This window comes from Rheinheimera texasensis (genome assembly GCF_964031785.1).
GTDB classification, from domain to species: domain Bacteria; phylum Pseudomonadota; class Gammaproteobacteria; order Enterobacterales; family Alteromonadaceae; genus Pararheinheimera; species Pararheinheimera texasensis_A.
Window position 1 is genome coordinate 436143 of the sequence record NZ_CAXIRE010000021.1, and the last position, 14948, is coordinate 451090.

14 protein-coding genes are annotated in these 14948 nt (G+C 52.9%); 5 read left to right on the plus strand and 9 right to left on the minus strand.

The window, feature by feature from the left end; translation table 11 throughout:
• The first annotated feature begins 5 nt into the window (after window positions 1-5).
• Window positions 6-539 carry a disulfide bond formation protein DsbB gene (dsbB, locus tag ABNT34_RS13500; RefSeq protein ID WP_348732473.1) on the plus strand — a complete coding sequence of 178 codons (534 nt, stop codon included), beginning with the start codon at window positions 6-8 and terminating at the stop codon, window positions 537-539.
• Window positions 540-608: 69 nt separating this feature from the next.
• On the opposite strand, the gene ABNT34_RS13505 is transcribed toward dsbB, so the two are convergent.
• The 3 genes from ABNT34_RS13505 to ABNT34_RS13515 form a co-directional block, all read right to left on the minus strand.
• Window positions 609-1223: an FKBP-type peptidyl-prolyl cis-trans isomerase gene (locus tag ABNT34_RS13505; protein WP_348732475.1), complete on the minus strand. Its 615-nt coding sequence runs from the start codon at window positions 1221-1223 to the stop codon at window positions 609-611.
• 90 nt (window positions 1224-1313) lie between these two features.
• Window positions 1314-1610: a YfcL family protein gene (locus ABNT34_RS13510; protein ID WP_348732476.1), complete on the minus strand. Its 297-nt coding sequence runs from the start codon at window positions 1608-1610 to the stop codon at window positions 1314-1316.
• Entirely contained in the window at window positions 1610-2740 is a 1131-nt protein-coding gene (locus ABNT34_RS13515) for an ATP-NAD kinase family protein (protein WP_348732477.1), read from the minus strand. Before ABNT34_RS13515 ends, ABNT34_RS13510 begins: the two co-directional genes overlap by 1 nt.
• A 146-nt stretch (window positions 2741-2886) precedes the next feature.
• Between ABNT34_RS13515 and ABNT34_RS13520 the strand changes: the two genes are divergently transcribed.
• Complete coding sequence (locus ABNT34_RS13520) at window positions 2887-4347, plus strand: coniferyl aldehyde dehydrogenase (RefSeq protein WP_348732478.1); 1461 nt, start codon at window positions 2887-2889, stop codon at window positions 4345-4347.
• Here the strand turns inward: ABNT34_RS13520 and ABNT34_RS13525 are convergent.
• The 3 genes from ABNT34_RS13525 to prmB form a co-directional block, all read right to left on the minus strand.
• Window positions 4261-5442 carry an MFS transporter gene (locus ABNT34_RS13525; RefSeq protein WP_348732480.1) on the minus strand — a complete coding sequence of 394 codons (1182 nt, stop codon included), beginning with the start codon at window positions 5440-5442 and terminating at the stop codon, window positions 4261-4263. The genes ABNT34_RS13520 and ABNT34_RS13525 overlap by 87 nt on opposite strands.
• 104 nt (window positions 5443-5546) lie before the next feature.
• Window positions 5547-6659 (minus strand): chorismate synthase, encoded by a 1113-nt coding sequence (gene aroC, locus ABNT34_RS13530; protein ID WP_348732482.1) that lies wholly within the window; start codon window positions 6657-6659, stop codon window positions 5547-5549.
• Between the two features lie 3 nt (window positions 6660-6662).
• Entirely contained in the window at window positions 6663-7613 is a 951-nt protein-coding gene (prmB, locus tag ABNT34_RS13535; protein ID WP_348733718.1) for a 50S ribosomal protein L3 N(5)-glutamine methyltransferase, read from the minus strand.
• Between the two features lie 34 nt (window positions 7614-7647).
• Here prmB and smrB point away from each other — a divergent pair, with 34 nt between their 5' ends.
• Window positions 7648-8178: an endonuclease SmrB gene (gene smrB, locus ABNT34_RS13540; RefSeq protein WP_348732484.1), complete on the plus strand. Its 531-nt coding sequence runs from the start codon at window positions 7648-7650 to the stop codon at window positions 8176-8178.
• On the opposite strand, the gene sixA is transcribed toward smrB, so the two are convergent.
• Complete coding sequence (gene sixA, locus ABNT34_RS13545; protein ID WP_348732486.1) at window positions 8179-8667, minus strand: phosphohistidine phosphatase SixA; 489 nt, start codon at window positions 8665-8667, stop codon at window positions 8179-8181.
• A 172-nt stretch (window positions 8668-8839) separates the two neighbouring features.
• Here sixA and ABNT34_RS13550 point away from each other — a divergent pair, with 172 nt between their 5' ends.
• Window positions 8840-11614, plus strand: coding sequence for an insulinase family protein (locus ABNT34_RS13550; protein WP_348732487.1), 2775 nt, complete (start codon window positions 8840-8842; stop codon window positions 11612-11614).
• A gap of 115 nt (window positions 11615-11729) precedes the next feature.
• Window positions 11730-13919: an EAL domain-containing protein gene (locus tag ABNT34_RS13555; protein ID WP_348732489.1), complete on the plus strand. Its 2190-nt coding sequence runs from the start codon at window positions 11730-11732 to the stop codon at window positions 13917-13919.
• Window positions 13920-14280: 361 nt separating this feature from the next.
• Here the strand turns inward: ABNT34_RS13555 and ABNT34_RS13560 are convergent, their stop codons facing one another.
• Both ABNT34_RS13560 and ABNT34_RS13565 read right to left on the minus strand, forming a co-directional pair.
• Complete coding sequence (locus ABNT34_RS13560) at window positions 14281-14439, minus strand: hypothetical protein (protein ID WP_348732491.1); 159 nt, start codon at window positions 14437-14439, stop codon at window positions 14281-14283.
• Window positions 14440-14478: 39 nt separating this feature from the next.
• Window positions 14479-14826 (minus strand): DUF413 domain-containing protein, encoded by a 348-nt coding sequence (locus tag ABNT34_RS13565; RefSeq protein ID WP_031565234.1) that lies wholly within the window; start codon window positions 14824-14826, stop codon window positions 14479-14481.
• Window positions 14827-14948 lie beyond the last annotated feature (122 nt).

A 14948-nucleotide genomic window follows, 5' to 3' on the forward strand; every position in this document is an offset into this window, starting at 1 on the left:
ATCAGATGTTTGCCGCTGTTTCACGCTTGCCTTTTAAAGCCTGGCCCTGGCTACTGATGTCAGCACTGGCTGGCGCTTTACTTATCGCCGCCCTGTATTTTCAATACATCATGGGACTGGCGCCTTGCATGATGTGTGTATATCAGCGCTTTGCGATTTGCGGCATTTTATTGAGTGGTCTGGTTGGCGCCTTTGGCTGTCAGCAAGCATTGTTACGTTGGCTGGCTTATATGGGCTGGTTGGTCAGCAGTGGCTGGGGCTTAAAAATCGCCCATGATCAGGTGTTAGAAGAACAATTGGTCCAGAGCGGTGGCTTTTCCAGCTGCGGCATTTTCCCGGATTTTCCGGCCTGGTTACCGTTACATGAATGGATACCGGCAGTATTTAAACCCACGGGCATGTGTGGCGAAGTGCTGTGGACTTTCCTCGGCTATTCGATGCCATTCTGGATGCGGATCACTTTTGCGCTGTTTTTCATCGCTGGTTTAGTGGTGATTGCCAGCCAGCTGAAAAAACACAAATACAATCCGTATGACTAAACACAGTAGCCGGACATAAAAAAACCGCCATCAGGCGGTTTTTTTATGACGAAATATCCCGTAAAAATCTTACAGGATATCCAGCAGTTCTACGTCGAAAATCAACGCGCTGTATGGCTTGATAGCACCACCGGCGCCCCGCTCACCATAGGCCAGATTGTGCGGGATATACAGACGGTATTTCGCGCCTACCGGCATCAGTTGCAGTGCTTCAGTCCAGCCGGCGATCACACCTGATACCGGGAACTCAGCTGGCTGACCACGATTGTACGAGCTGTCAAACACAGTCCCGTCAATCAGCGTGCCATGATAGTGTGTGCGGACTTTATCAGCACGGCTTGGTTTTGCGCCTGAGCCGGCGTTTAACACTTCATACTGCAGACCTGATGCTGTCACTGTGATCCCAGCCTTTTTCGCGTTTTCAGCGAGGAAAGCGTCACCAGCCGCGGCGGCTAACTGCGCTTTGGCAGCTTCAGCTTCCTGCATCCGGCCGCTGATCACCTGAAATGCGTCACGGATTTGATCTTCACTGACTTCCGGCTCGTCACCGTAAAAAGCCGCCGCCAGACCTGCCGCAACAGCAGCGATATCCAGACCGTCAAACGGGTTATCGGCCAGTTGTTGACCCATTTGCAGGCCGATGCCATAACTGGCGTGTTGTTCTAACGTAGTCAGATTCGACATAAAGTTCACTTCTAGTTGAGGCGCACAGCCAGTGCACTGACGCTGTACGCAGGGTTCGGGCAGCGGGCTGCCAAAAATGGTTATGCTAGCTTAAACCAGCAGGCTTGTCTTGCCTTCGGCTGCAAGCGCTGACCAAATCTGCCGCACCAAAGCAGCATCTGCGTCATTCAGTTCACCGCCTGCGATCGCCAGTGTCAGGCTTTGGTCAACCGCCTCAATCAGCTGCTGCTCAGTAAAGGGTTGCTCTTCGACCAAAAACCGACCGGCGGCGAGGTCCAGATGCCCCCTTAAATAGCCTTGGGCGAATAATTCGTCGTCGCTGGCGCTGACGACTGCATTGTCAAAAAAGTCCGCGCAATGGCGGATAAAATCCTGTGCTTGTTGCATTAGTCTTCGGCCCCCAGCCGGTACATCACATAATCGTTATAACCACATAAAATGCGCAGCATGCCACTGAGTTCAAGATCAAGCTCAGGGTCGCCGCTGTCACTGATCAGTGGCCGTCCGTTTAAAGCCTGAATTTTACTTTTAGTGGCCAGCAGATGAATGTTATGGCGGCCGATGGCGCGGATCACTGCAGGTGACAGCTGTTGATTGCCGCGGCCAAAGATGTGACCCTGACCGCCAATAAGCGTGATCACTAGCCGCGCAGGATGCTGCTGTACCAAGTCAAGCAGTTGGGCGGCCGTGACGTCGGCGGCAATCAGCTCACCGTTTTCAACGACGTCGACGCCCAACAAGGTGTTGGGCAGCCCCAACTCCTGCATCACGGCGGCGATTGTCGTGCCAGAGCCCATCACATAACGCACATCATCTTCCATCTGGCTGACAAAATACGCGGCGAGGTCGTCCAGCACCAGCACTTCAGATTCTTTACCGGCAGACTTGACACTCTGCACATAACGTAATGCCGTCGGGATTTGCATCTCACCGTAACGTTTGGCCCGCACTGTGCCCTGGCGAAACGCCACTTCGTCAATATCCATCACCAGTGCTTCCTGCACAGAGATGAGCTCGCCGCGTACCATCTGAGCTACCACTTTGCCAGCCGCAGCTGGGGTGATGGCATACACGCCGGAATGGATTTTACAGCCGGCCGGAATACCCAGCACTGTGACGCGCTCACCGACAGCACTGCAGATATTCCGTGCGGTGCCATCGCCGCCAGCAAACAACAACAAATCAATGCCGGCTGCTGCCAGTTGCTGGGCTGCGTGTTCACTGTCTGCTGCGGTGGAGGGCTGCTGCGCAGCCTGACAAATCACTTCGGTGGTAAAACCTAAACTGCGGGCAATATCTTCGCCCATAGCGCCGGCGACTGTGCGGATCACAATCTGCGCCTGCCAGGGCAGCAGCTCCAGTAACGCCTGCTGTGCGCGCTGCTGCGCCATCGGCACGGCGCCGAGCGCCAGCGCCTGCTCAGCAACGCCGTCGCTGCCTTTAAGGCCAACTGCGCCACCAAGGCCAGCATAAGGATTGATGATAAGTCCAAGACGAAACAAAGCAGAGGTACTCATTGCTCACTCCAAGCGACAAGCGCGGTACAGGCCGGAAAAAACGCGGCATTGTAACTGGGTCGCCCCGGCTTGCCCAGCATCTGATTGAACTTGTCAGCGTGCTCCAGTAGATTAGTGTTATCTCTTAGTTGGCCGGACCAGTCCTAATGTCCCTTGAAACGCAGTTTGCCCAGTTACGTAAAGATTATTTTCGCAACCCAAGCCCTGGGCTGTCGCAGCGCAAAGCGGCGCTCAAAGCATTAAGGCAGCAACTGCTGGCGATGCAGGCCGAGCTGTATCAGGCCGCAGCGACCGATTTCGGTCAGCGTTCTGCTTCTGAAACCCGGCTGCTTGAAGTGTTGCCAAGCATCAACAGTATCGATTACAGCCTGCGCCGGTTAAAAGGCTGGATGAAACCACAAAAACGCCACGTCAGCCCACTGTTCTGGCCGGCCAGTAATCAGGTGGAATATCAGCCGCTGGGGCTGGTTGGTATTATTGTGCCCTGGAACTATCCGATTTTTCTGGCGCTGGGGCCTTTAGTTGCCGCTATCAGTGCCGGCAATAAAGTGATGCTAAAACTGTCAGAATTCACGCCGGCTATTAATCAGGTGCTCAAGCAACTGATTGAAAAAGCCTTGCCGGACTGCGCGCTGGTGATTGAAGGTGAAGCGGATGTCGCAGCAGCGTTCAGCCAATTGCCATTTGACCATTTACTGTTTACCGGTTCCACCGCGGTTGGCCGCCATGTGATGCAGGCGGCGGCACAAAACCTGACGCCGGTGACGCTGGAGCTTGGCGGTAAATCGCCGGTGTTGTTTGGCCCGGACCTGCATCTGGATGACTACGCTGACCGCATCATTTTCGGCAAATGCGCCAATGGCGGTCAGACCTGCGTCGCGCCGGATTATCTGTTAGTGCCAGCCGGCAAAGAACAGCGCGCGGCAGAAAAACTCAAAGCGCATTATCACAAGATGTTTCCGCAAGGGCGGCAGAGCCAGGACTGGACTTCCGTGATTAACCAAAGACAGTGGCAACGCCTGCAGCAGGGCCTGCAACAGGCTGCAGCTGCCGGCGCACAAATCGTCTCCTGCGGTGACGCTGTGGATGTCAACGACCCGCTACGCCGGATGGACTTACAGTTAGTGCTGGGTGCCCCACTCGACTGCGCGCTCTGGCAACAGGAAATTTTTGGCCCGGTATTGCCAATATACGGTTACCGCAGCACCAAAGAAGCCATCGAATTTATTCAGGCGCGGCCACGGCCACTGGCGTTTTACCTGTTCAGTAACGACAAGGAACTGCAACAGCGCTGTCGTGAGCAAATCCACGCCGGTGGTGTCTGCATCAACGACACTTTGGTGCACGTCGGGCAGGATGATTTGCCATTTGGTGGCGTTGGTCCGTCCGGCCTTGGCCATTATCATGGCAAAGAAGGTTTTTTAACCTTCAGTCATGCCAAAGCGGTGCACCGCAAAGGCCGCCTCTCCAGCGGCATCTTTGCTTATCCGCTGTTGCGCCGCCGGTTACTGGATAAAGTGTTAGACCTGTGGTTTGGTTACCGCATCACTGACACCGACCGGCCGGATGACTCGCGGCAGGCCCTGCACCAACGCGAAGGCAACTAAGCAGGCTGCGGCAGCCCAGCTGAAACTGAGCTGGCTGCCGGCGCCGTCCTGCCAGGTCCAACCGGCAATGTAAGCGCCCAAAGCGCCACCGCCACCGTAAATCAAACCGGCATAGAGCGCCTGGCCGCGGCCGCGCTGCGCTGGTGGGAAAAACTGCTGGATAAACTGCATGGCGCAGCTGTGTGCCACGGCAAAACTGAAGGCATGTAATAACATCGATGCCGCCAGCACCAAAGGCTGGTCTCCAAACCAACCGACCACAGCCCAGCGCAGTGCCGTCAGCAGATAACAAAGCCCCAACAACATGCTGTAACTGCGCTGGCCCAAAATTTTTCCAGCATAATAAAAAGCAACAATTTCAGCCGCTACCGCTAACGCAATCAGTAAACCTGAAGCGGTGCCGCTATAACCCAAGTCCCGGCAGTACAAGGTAAAAAAACCATAAAAAGGTGCAAAGCTCAGCTGTAATAAAAACGCTGCCAGCATAAAAAGCACAAAAGGCCGGTGCAGCCACAAAGTGCGAAATTTAATGGCAATTTCCGCCGGCGCTGCCTTAAGCGAAAAGGCCGGCAATTGCCATAACGCCAACAGCATCAACAGTAAAAACAACAAAGCGCCGCCGGGTAAAAAACCCGGCCCGAGTTGTTCCAGCGCCATACCGCTGGCCACCACTAATAAAATGTAACCGACACTACCCGCCGAGCGCACTTTGCTGTAGCGGCCGGTATCATTGTTCAGATAAAAAAACGCCGCGGATTCCAGCTGCGGCAAAATCGCCGTCCAGCACAGACTGTACAGCACCAGCCCGAGTAGCAGCAGACTATAACCGGCGTCGATAAAAGTACTGCACCAGCCAAGCGCCGCCAACACGGCGCCAAGACGCATCACTCCAACCGGGTCGCCACGCCGCGCCGCCAGCAGGCTCCACAGATTTGGCCCAACGATCCGCATCGCGGTGACAATCGCTAATAAAGTACCTATTTGCTGCGAATTGAGGCCTCGGTGGTCGAGAAAAATACCGATGTAAGGCACAAACACACCTAACACAGCAAAATAAGCCAGATAAGCCAGGCTCAGACTTTGGGTGGGTTGCATAGAGATCCCGGGTAAAACAAAAAAGCACGGCGACAACAGTGCCATAAAAACACAACGGCTGAATCCTCAGCCGTTGTCATTAAAAAGTTCAGCCTATCAAAGTATTAGTTGTCTTGCTGACGGCTGATCGCAGCGATATCCGGCGTCGTGACCTGCACCTGATGGTTCTGCGCATGATGGCGCAAGAAATGGTCCATCAGCACTATCGCCAGCATCGCTTCGGCAATTGGCACCGCGCGAATCCCCACACAAGGGTCGTGCCGGCCTTTGGTCACCAGCTCCACCGGCTCGCCGCTGGTATTGATGCTCTGGCCTGGAATGCTGATACTCGACGTTGGTTTTAACGCCATGCTGACGCGGATATCCTGACCCGATGAGATGCCACCGAGAATACCGCCGGCATGGTTGGCCGTGAATCCCTGCGGGGTCAGCGCATCGCGGTGGGTTGAACCTTGTTGTTCGACCACCGCAAAACCATCACCAATCTCCACTGCTTTGACCGCATTAATGCTCATCATGGCGTGGGCTATATCGGCGTCGAGCCGGTCAAACACCGGCTCGCCCCAACCGACCGGCACATTGCTGGCCACTACATTGACGCGGGCGCCAACCGAATCACCGGATTTTTTCAAATCACGCATGAAAGTATCCAGCGCCTCGATTTTGTCGCTATCCGGGCAAAAGAAATCGTTTTGCTCCACTTGCGACCAATCCAGCCTTTCAGCTTTGACGGGGCCAAGCTGCGCCAAATAACCACGCACTTCAATGCCAAAACGTTGTTTTAAATATTGTTTGGCAATAGCACCTGCCGCCACCCGCACTGCGGTTTCCCGCGCCGACGAACGGCCGCCGCCACGATAATCGCGGATACCGTATTTATGGTGATAGGTGTAATCGGCATGGCCTGGCCGGAATAAATCTTTGATATTGGAGTAATCCTGCGAGCGCTGATCGGTGTTTTCAATCAACAGGCCAATAGAAGCGCCTGTGGTCACCCCTTCGAACACGCCGGATAAAAACTTCACCACATCGTCTTCCCGTCGCTGCGTGGTGTAACGCGATGTACCAGGTTTACGCCGGTCCAGGTCGTGTTGAATAGCGTCCAGATCCAGTTTTAAACCCGGCGGGCAACCATCAACAATACCGCCGATCGCCGGACCATGGCTTTCACCAAAAGTGGTTAAACGGAACAATTCACCAATACTATTGCCGGCCATGGCTTACTCCTGAAAAAAGGCCTGATACTGCTTTAACTGGGCTTTAGTCAGGGCAAACACACCGTGACCGCCATGTTCAAACTCAATCCAGTCAAAAGGAACCTGTGGGAAACGTTCGGACAGCGCCACCATGCTGTTGCCGACTTCACAAATCAGCACGCCGTCATCATTCAGATGTGCTGCCGCACCGGCCAGAATTCGCAGCGTGAGTTCCAGTCCGTCTTCGCCGGATGCCAGACCAAGTTCTGGCTCGTGACGGAATTCATCCGGCAAATCAGCCATATCTTCGGCATCGACATAAGGTGGGTTGGTGACAATTAAATCGTAAGTCTGGCCGGGAATGGCATCATAGCCATCAGACAGAATTGGGAACACCCGCTGATACAAACCATGCTGGTCGATATTAATGTCTGCCACGGTCAGCGCATCTTCACTGATATCAATGGCATCGACTTCTGCCTCTGGCAGATAGTGCGCACAGGCAATGGCGATACAACCAGAGCCGGTGCATAAATCCAGAATCCGTGACGGTGGATTCTGCGGAAACCAGCGGGAAAATTGCTGTTTGATCAGTTCACCAATCGGTGAGCGCGGCACCAGCACCCGTTCATCGACATAAAAAGGCAAGTCGGCAAAATAAGCATGCCGGGTCAGATAAGCGGCCGGAATACGTTGTTCGATACGCTGTTGCAGCAAGGCGGCAAACTGGCGTTTTTCACTACGGGTCAGCCGGGTGGTTAACAACACCGGGTCCGCGACATGGGTCATGTGCAGCGTGAAGGCCATCAACAGGCCGGCTTCATCCCATGGATTGTCGGTACCGTGACCGAAATACAGGTCTGCTGCGTTGAATTGGCTGACCGCAAAACGCAGCCAGTCGTGAATACTGTGTAAATCGGCTACGGCTTCGTCGATTAATTCCGCGGTCAGCGGAGAAGTTTGTGCTTCAGTCATTTCTTTCAGTGTGCTCATTGGATAGACTTGCGCCATGCGAAAGACACCACTAATAACCGATCAGGATATTCAGCTGTTCCGTGATGCGATCTCGGGTGCCCGCCCTATGGCGCAGGACAAGATAACGCTGACCCCGCCACGCAGCAAGAAAAAATCTGCCATCAAGACGTCTGAAAGTCAGCCGGCTGCCAGTTTATTCTATTTTTCTGATCAATACGAAGGTTATCAGTTTGATGGCGGTACTGTCAGTTATGTCCAGCCCGGCGAAGACCTGCATTTGGCCAAGAATTTAAAACGTGGTGAGTTTCAGCCCGGCGTGGTGCTGGACTTACATGGCCTCAGTCAGCAGGACGCCAAACATGAATTGGCGGGGTTATTGGATTATTGTCAGCGGGAACATCTGAACTGCGCTTGTGTGGTGCATGGTAAAGGTAGTGGGCTGTTGGCGCGCAAAGTGCCGAACTGGCTCATTCAGCATCCGAATGTACGAGCATTTCACACCGCCCCAACCCACTGGGGCCGCGACGGCGCTCTGCTGGTTTTGCTGAAAACGCCGGACAAATAATCAGGAACTAATCAACTGTAAATCAGCCGGGGCGATTTTCTCCAGCAACACCCCCTGACCACCAGGCGTGTATTCAATACAAGCCAGCGCTGCAGTATCAAAAATCGGCGTGTTGCCGCTGCGGGTAAAAGTTTCGACTAAAAAACTGACCAACGGCATGTGGGAGACAATCAGAATACGCGCTGACGGCGCTTCTGCTAATAAGGCATCCACATATAATTGCACCTGATGGCAGTCACCGTCCGGCACCAGCTCGGGTAAGGTCTGTAATTGCGTCGCTGCGCCCTGTTGTGTCAACATCAATGCAGCGGTTTGCTGAGTGCGGACATAAGGACTTGCCAGAATAAAATCGAAATGGGCGTAAACTTTTGTCAGCCACGTTGCCATCTGACTGACTTCGGCATCCCCGCGGGCATTCAGTTGCCGTTGACTATCCTGACTGCTTTGCGCCACTGCTTCGCCGTGCCGCATGATAACCAGATTGACCATTATGTACACCATCAACAACTTCGCGCCCAACGCGAAAAGAGTGCGCTATGATAATGAAAGATCTTTGCCACAGTAACTGATAATAAAGCATAGATTTTATTCTTTATATTCCTTAATCGTATGATGAGCCGCGGTACCACTCGTCGCATTTAGCCTGACAATGAGGCCTGATTTGAAAAAAACGCAACTCGTACAAAGCCCTGCCGACCATCGCCGTTATCAGCCATTGACGCTGAATAATGGTCTGCGGGTGCTGTTAGTTGAACAAGCGGACGCGGAAAAAAGCGCTGCCGCGATGTCGGTCAATGTCGGGCATTTTGACGACCCGGCCGATCGTGAAGGTCTGGCCCATTTTTTAGAGCATCTGGTGTTTCTCGGCTCAGAAAAATTTCCTGAGGCCGGTGACTATGCGCAGTTCATCAGCGGTCATGGTGGCAGTCACAATGCCTGGACCGGCACCGAACACAGCTGCTTTTATTTTGATATTGAAGACAATGCCTTTGCCGATGGGCTTGAGCGTTTTGCCGATATGCTCGGCGCCCCGCTTTTTGCTGAAGCGTCAGTACAAAAAGAGCGGCAGGCAATTGAAGCTGAATTTTCGATGAAACTCAAAGACGATGGCCGGCGCATTTATCAGGCGCATAAAGAAACCATTAATCCGGCCCATCCCTTTGCCAAGTTCTCGGTCGGCAATCTGCAAACGCTGGACGACCGGCCACACCAAAGTGCACGCGATGCGGTCCGTGATTTTTATCAGCAGCAGTATGCCGCCAGCCGGATGTGTCTGGTGTTGGTGTCTGCACTACCGCTGGCGCGCCAACAGCAACTGGCCGAGCAATATTTTGTACAAATGCCGGATCATCTACCGGCCAAAACCGCCTTAACTGCACCGCTGTATCAGTCCGAACACCTCGGCATCCAGCTAAACATTCAACCACATAAACCAACCCAACGTCTGGTACTGAGCTTTGCCCTGCCCGACATCCAGCCCTGGTATCCGTATAAAGTGGTTAGCTTTCTCGCCCATCTGATTGGTGATGAAGGCCCCGGTTCGTTATTAAGCGGACTAAAACAACAAGGACTGGTCAACGCACTGAGTGCCGGTGGCGGTATTGATGGTAGTAACTACAAAGATTTTACGCTGGCCTTTGAGCTGACCCACGCCGGGATGGCGCAGCGCGATTTAATCCTGCAAAGTTGTTTTGCCTATTTTGCCCTGCTGCGTCAGCAAGCGTTCCCGCTTTATCTGTTCCAGGAGCGCCAGCGCCTGATCCAATGGAGTTTCACTTATCAGGAACCCCGCGCCAGTTTACAACTGGCCAGCGACCTCGCCATTAACCTGCAGCATTATCCGGAACATGATTACATTTTTGGCGACTACCGGATGGAAACGCCGTCCGAATCGTTGTACCGCCAGCTGCTGAGTTATTTCCGCGCTGAGAACTTACGGGTCATGCTGATAGCACCAGAGGTCAGTGCCAGCCGGCAGGCGCGCTGGTATCACACGCCCTACAGTGTAGAACCGCTGGCGGCAGAACTGCTGGCAGGGCTGGCTCAGCAGCAGCCGATGCCGGGCTATCGTCTGCCGGAGCCAAATCCTTATCTGGTTGGGCAGTTGCAGCTCATTCCACTCAGCGGGCATCAACAGCAGCCAGAGCATCTGGTCGACACCGAACATTTATCGCTGTGGTTTAAAGCCGACACCGATTTTCATTCGCCCAAAGGCCATATTTTTGTCCAGCTGACCTTACCCAATACGGTACAGGATCTGACGCAACTGGCGCTGACCAAGTTGTGGCTGGAATTATTTCTCGACCGCATCAACGAACAATTTTACCCGGCCACCACTGCCGGTCTCAGCTACAACCTGTATGTACAGCAACATGGCCTGACCCTGCACAGCAGCGGCTTGTCGGCCAACCAAATCGCTTTGCTGCAGGATTTACTCAGCGAGCTGACCGATCGACAATTTAGCGAACAGCGCTTTGCCGAACTGCAGTTCCAGCTGGTACGGCACTGGCGCAGTCAAATCAGTGGCAAACCCATCAGTCAGTTGTTCAGCCAGCTGTCGTCGTTACTGCAGCCGTTAAATCCGGATACGCAGCAGCTGGCACAGCTGCTGGAACAAACTGATTTCGCTGCGTTTAACCAGTTTAGCGCCAACGCGCTGCAACAGGTGCATATTGACGCGCTGATGCTCGGCAACTGGCACAAATCAGACTCGTATCTGCTGGAGCGTATGTTGACGCAATGGCAACAGCAGCTGGGGTCTCCCGGCCAGCGCTTGCCACGGCAAAGCTTTTCCGTGCAGGGCAGCGGCCCGGTCTGGCTGCAACAGCAGCTGACGCATGACGACCAGGCGCTGGTGATTTATCTGCCAGCCAAAGATCGCAGCGCCGCAGCCATGGCTAAATTTATGCTGGCCAATCATTTGATTTCACCGGAATATTTTCACGCGCTGCGTACCGAACAACAGCTCGGTTATCTGGTCGGGACCGGTTATGTGCCGATGAATTTAAAACCGGGTATGGCGTTTTATGTGCAGTCACCAAAAACTGCCGCCGCGGATTTGTACTACGCCACCGTGATTTTTTATCGCAAATTCCTCGAAGAATTACCGGAAATACCGGCTGACGATTTTGCACAGATTAAATCCAGTCTGATCGCGCAAATCCGAGAGCGTGATACCAGCCTCGCCAGCCGGGCCAAACGGTTGTGGCTGGCGATTGGTCAGGGCGACTATCAATGCTCCTTGTCGCAGCGTATACAGGACGAGCTGGAAGCGCTGTCGCTGTCTGATTTCTGCAGTTTTTGCTATGAATTGCTGGCGCCGGACTATGATGCGATTTTTATGGCCACCGGGCCCGCGCCTGAACATAGCCTGATGCGCAGCATGACCACGGCGGAACTGGCGTCGCAGCTAGACTTGCAGACAGATTGGCTTTGACAGCTCGGGAGATTTTCTATAAGTTAGCCAAAAGCCCCACAAGCTGCGTAGATGTGTGAAAAATAACAATAATTACAGAAATTTCCGGCACTTGCTGTTGCCGGCTTTGCTGAGCATGCCAGCCCACGCGGTTGATTTCGACCATGCGATGCCTTATGTGCTGTCATCGATCTTATTGTTTTCCTTTGGCGCTTTGTTGCTGGCACATTTGTCGATTTTAAAAATGCGGCGTTATCAAAGCCGGCTGGAGCAAAGCGAAGAACGCTTGCGCCTGTCGCTATGGGGTAGCGGCGACGAACTCTGGGACTGGAACATTGCATCCGGCAGTTTATACCGCTCCAGTTCGTGGCAGCACCCGGTAGAACTCAAACCTGAAACCAATCAATTTCCGCCAAACCGCGATCAAATCCATCCACGCGATATTGAACGGGTAACCGAGCAGTTGTATCAGCATCTCGCCGGTGAAACCCCTTATTTTGAAGCGGCCTACCGCTTGCGCGCTTCTGATGGCGGCTGGATCTGGGTGCTGGACCGTGGCAAAGTGGTTTCCACCGATGCTGAAGGGGTTGCAACCCGGATGACCGGTACGCTGAAAAACATTCAATTACTGAAACAAACCGAAGAACGGCTCGAGCTGTTTGCCCGTTGTCTGGAGAATATCTCGGACGCAGTGGTGATTTGTGACACCAATTTTATCGTGCTGGAAGTCAACCATTCATTCAGCACTATCACCGGCAAAAGCCGGGATCAGGTGATTAAAAAGCCGTTTGATTTATCGATGTACCCCAGCCGGTTTCTGCAGGAAATTGGCCACGCGCTTCAGACCAGCGGTACCTGGCAAGGCGAAATTCAGGATCAGCGCATCAGCGGTGAGGTGTATCAGGCCGAGCTTAACTTTGACATAGTGCGGGACGACCACGGCGTTCTCACCCAATATGTGGCGGTATTCTCCGATATTTCTGAACGTAAAAAACGCGAAGCGGAACTGAGCCGGCTGGCCAATTCTGACACGCTCACCGGCTTGCCTAACCGCGCAATGTTTTCTGCTGAACTCGGCCGCTTAGTTGACCGTGAAGTCAAACATGCGCTGCTGGTGTTTGATTTGGATAACTTCAAAAAAATCAACGACTCGTTAGGCCATCAGCTGGGCGATTCTCTGCTGATTAAACTGGCAGAACGTTTGAGTCAGCTGACCCGGCAAAAAGAGCGTTTGTACCGGCTCGGTGGCGACGAGTTTGCCATCCTGCTGGAAAATACCAACGACATTCATACCATCACAACGATGGCAAAAGAGCTGATCAAACAGATTAACCTGCCATTTTTTATCAGTCAGCATGAACTCGCGGTGACCAGCAGTATCGGTATTGTGTTGTATCCGGAAGACGGCCGGGACCCGGAAGCTTTGCTGCGTAACGCCGACACTGCGATGTACCATGCGAAAAACGACGGCGCCAACCGCTATTTGTTTTTTAATGACAGCATGAACAAACTCGCCGTCAAACGACTGCAGCTGGAAAACCTTATTCGCCATGGCCTGAAAGAAGATTTCTTTACCGTCTACTACCAGCCGAAAATGGATATCCTTAGCGGCCAACTGGTTGGGATGGAAGCGCTGGTGCGTTTTATCACGCCTAAACGTGGTCTGATAAGCCCGGCGTCATTTATTCCGGTATCTGAGGAGACGGGCCAGATAGTCGAGATCGGCGAAGTGGTGCTGCGTAAAGCCTGCCTCGATGTGAAACGCTGGATTGATCAGGGCCTGTTCCATGGCCGGGTTGCGGTTAACCTGTCAGTTAAACAGTTTATGCTGCCTTATCTGTGTGAGCAGATTGACGATGTGCTGCAACAAACCGAACTGCCCTCTTATCATCTGGAGCTGGAGATCACCGAAGGCACCGTCATGCAGTCGCCAAAAATGGCGATTGATACGATGAAAAAACTGCGCGCCCGCGGCATCCATCTGGCGATGGACGACTTTGGCACCGGCTATTCTTCACTGGCTTATTTAAAACAATTTCCGCTCAATACTCTGAAAATCGACAAAGCTTTTATTGATGATATGAATACCGCCCGTGGCCGCAATATGGTGGATACTATTGTCACCATCGCCCACAACCTGAGCTTGACTGTGGTGGCCGAAGGCGTGGAACAAGCAGAGCAACTGCAGCAACTGAAGCAACTGCGCTGTGAAATCATTCAGGGTTATTATTACAGCAAGCCATTGTCCGCCGCAGATTTTACCCAGTTCCTGCTCGACCAGAAACAGAATAAACCGCGACTGGCTGCAGTGCCGGCTTCGGTATAAGACGAAGAGTGGTGGGCAGAATCAGGCTCGATACGCAGCTGACACTGATACCGACAGGTTAATACCATCAACGCAGGCTTATTAAAAACGCCAGGAGCGTTTTTAATAAGCCTGCGTTGGCCCAAAGGGTAAGCGTCACGGATGACTGCGCATAAAAAACGCCAGGAGCGTTTTTTAACAACGCATCGCGTTGGCCCAAAGGGTAAGCGTCACGGATGACTGCGCATAAAAAAACGCCAGGAGCGTTTTTTAACAACGCATCGCGTTGGCCCAAAGGGTAAGCGTCACGGATGACTGCGCATAAAAAAAGCGCCTTCAGGCGCTTTTTTTAACAGAACTCAACATGACTCATGACAGTGGATTAGTTGCGGTGCGCATCAGGATCTATGCCCTGACGAATTTTCTCCATCCTTTCCTGATGGTTTAACCACATTTTCAGACCACCGATTGCGATGCCTGCCAACGGGATTAAAAAAACCAACACCGCCGGGTTTAACAAACTTTGCAAAAATCCGTCCACAGCAAATTCCTTCTGTCGCGACCGGTGAAGCCGGTTCTGTTAATCGTTATCAGTTTCGACGTAAGAAAAATCATCGCTGCCGTCAGCAATGCGTTTTTTACCAAATACTGTATGAAACTTGCGCTTTTCCTGCACCCGCTGTTTGTACTTCAGCCAGGCTTTTTCATAAACGGTTTCGGCTTCAGCTTCACCGCGCATAACTTGTAAAAAGCGTTGCTCTTCTTCGTTCACCGGCTGGCGCTGGCCTTCTTCCAGTTCCTGCATCGATGCCCCGTGCTTCTCCAACAGATTGCCCTCTGCTAAGGTGAAGCGCCCTGACCGGGTAAACCCTTTCGGGAAATTGCGGTCATCAAAAAAGCGACGTTTAGCCACAAAACTTTGCTGCATCACTTTTTTCCCCTGATCTCGTTGAATCTAAAGCTATCCCAATTAAACTGTGCGGAGTATGGTAAACAAAATTCCGCACGTAAAACAAATATTTTTTATCATCACAATTAAAAATACTAAGG

What these genes read in the sequence shown, in the direction of transcription:
- dsbB (WP_348732473.1), top strand. Translation starts at nt 6, where the DNA reads ATGTTTGCCGCTGTTTCACGCTTGCCTTTTAAAGCCTGGCCCTGGCTA.
- ABNT34_RS13505 (WP_348732475.1), bottom strand. Translation starts at nt 1,223, where the DNA reads ATGTCGAATCTGACTACGTTAGAACAACACGCCAGTTATGGCATCGGC.
- ABNT34_RS13510 (WP_348732476.1), bottom strand. Translation starts at nt 1,610, where the DNA reads ATGCAACAAGCACAGGATTTTATCCGCCATTGCGCGGACTTTTTTGAC.
- ABNT34_RS13515 (WP_348732477.1), bottom strand. Translation starts at nt 2,740, where the DNA reads ATGAGTACCTCTGCTTTGTTTCGTCTTGGACTTATCATCAATCCTTAT.
- ABNT34_RS13520 (WP_348732478.1), top strand. Translation starts at nt 2,887, where the DNA reads ATGTCCCTTGAAACGCAGTTTGCCCAGTTACGTAAAGATTATTTTCGC.
- ABNT34_RS13525 (WP_348732480.1), bottom strand. Translation starts at nt 5,442, where the DNA reads ATGCAACCCACCCAAAGTCTGAGCCTGGCTTATCTGGCTTATTTTGCT.
- aroC (WP_348732482.1), bottom strand. Translation starts at nt 6,659, where the DNA reads ATGGCCGGCAATAGTATTGGTGAATTGTTCCGTTTAACCACTTTTGGT.
- prmB (WP_348733718.1), bottom strand. Translation starts at nt 7,613, where the DNA reads ATGACTGAAGCACAAACTTCTCCGCTGACCGCGGAATTAATCGACGAA.
- smrB (WP_348732484.1), top strand. Translation starts at nt 7,648, where the DNA reads ATGCGAAAGACACCACTAATAACCGATCAGGATATTCAGCTGTTCCGT.
- sixA (WP_348732486.1), bottom strand. Translation starts at nt 8,667, where the DNA reads ATGGTCAATCTGGTTATCATGCGGCACGGCGAAGCAGTGGCGCAAAGC.
- ABNT34_RS13555 (WP_348732489.1), top strand. Translation starts at nt 11,730, where the DNA reads ATGCCAGCCCACGCGGTTGATTTCGACCATGCGATGCCTTATGTGCTG.
- ABNT34_RS13565 (WP_031565234.1), bottom strand. Translation starts at nt 14,826, where the DNA reads ATGCAGCAAAGTTTTGTGGCTAAACGTCGCTTTTTTGATGACCGCAAT.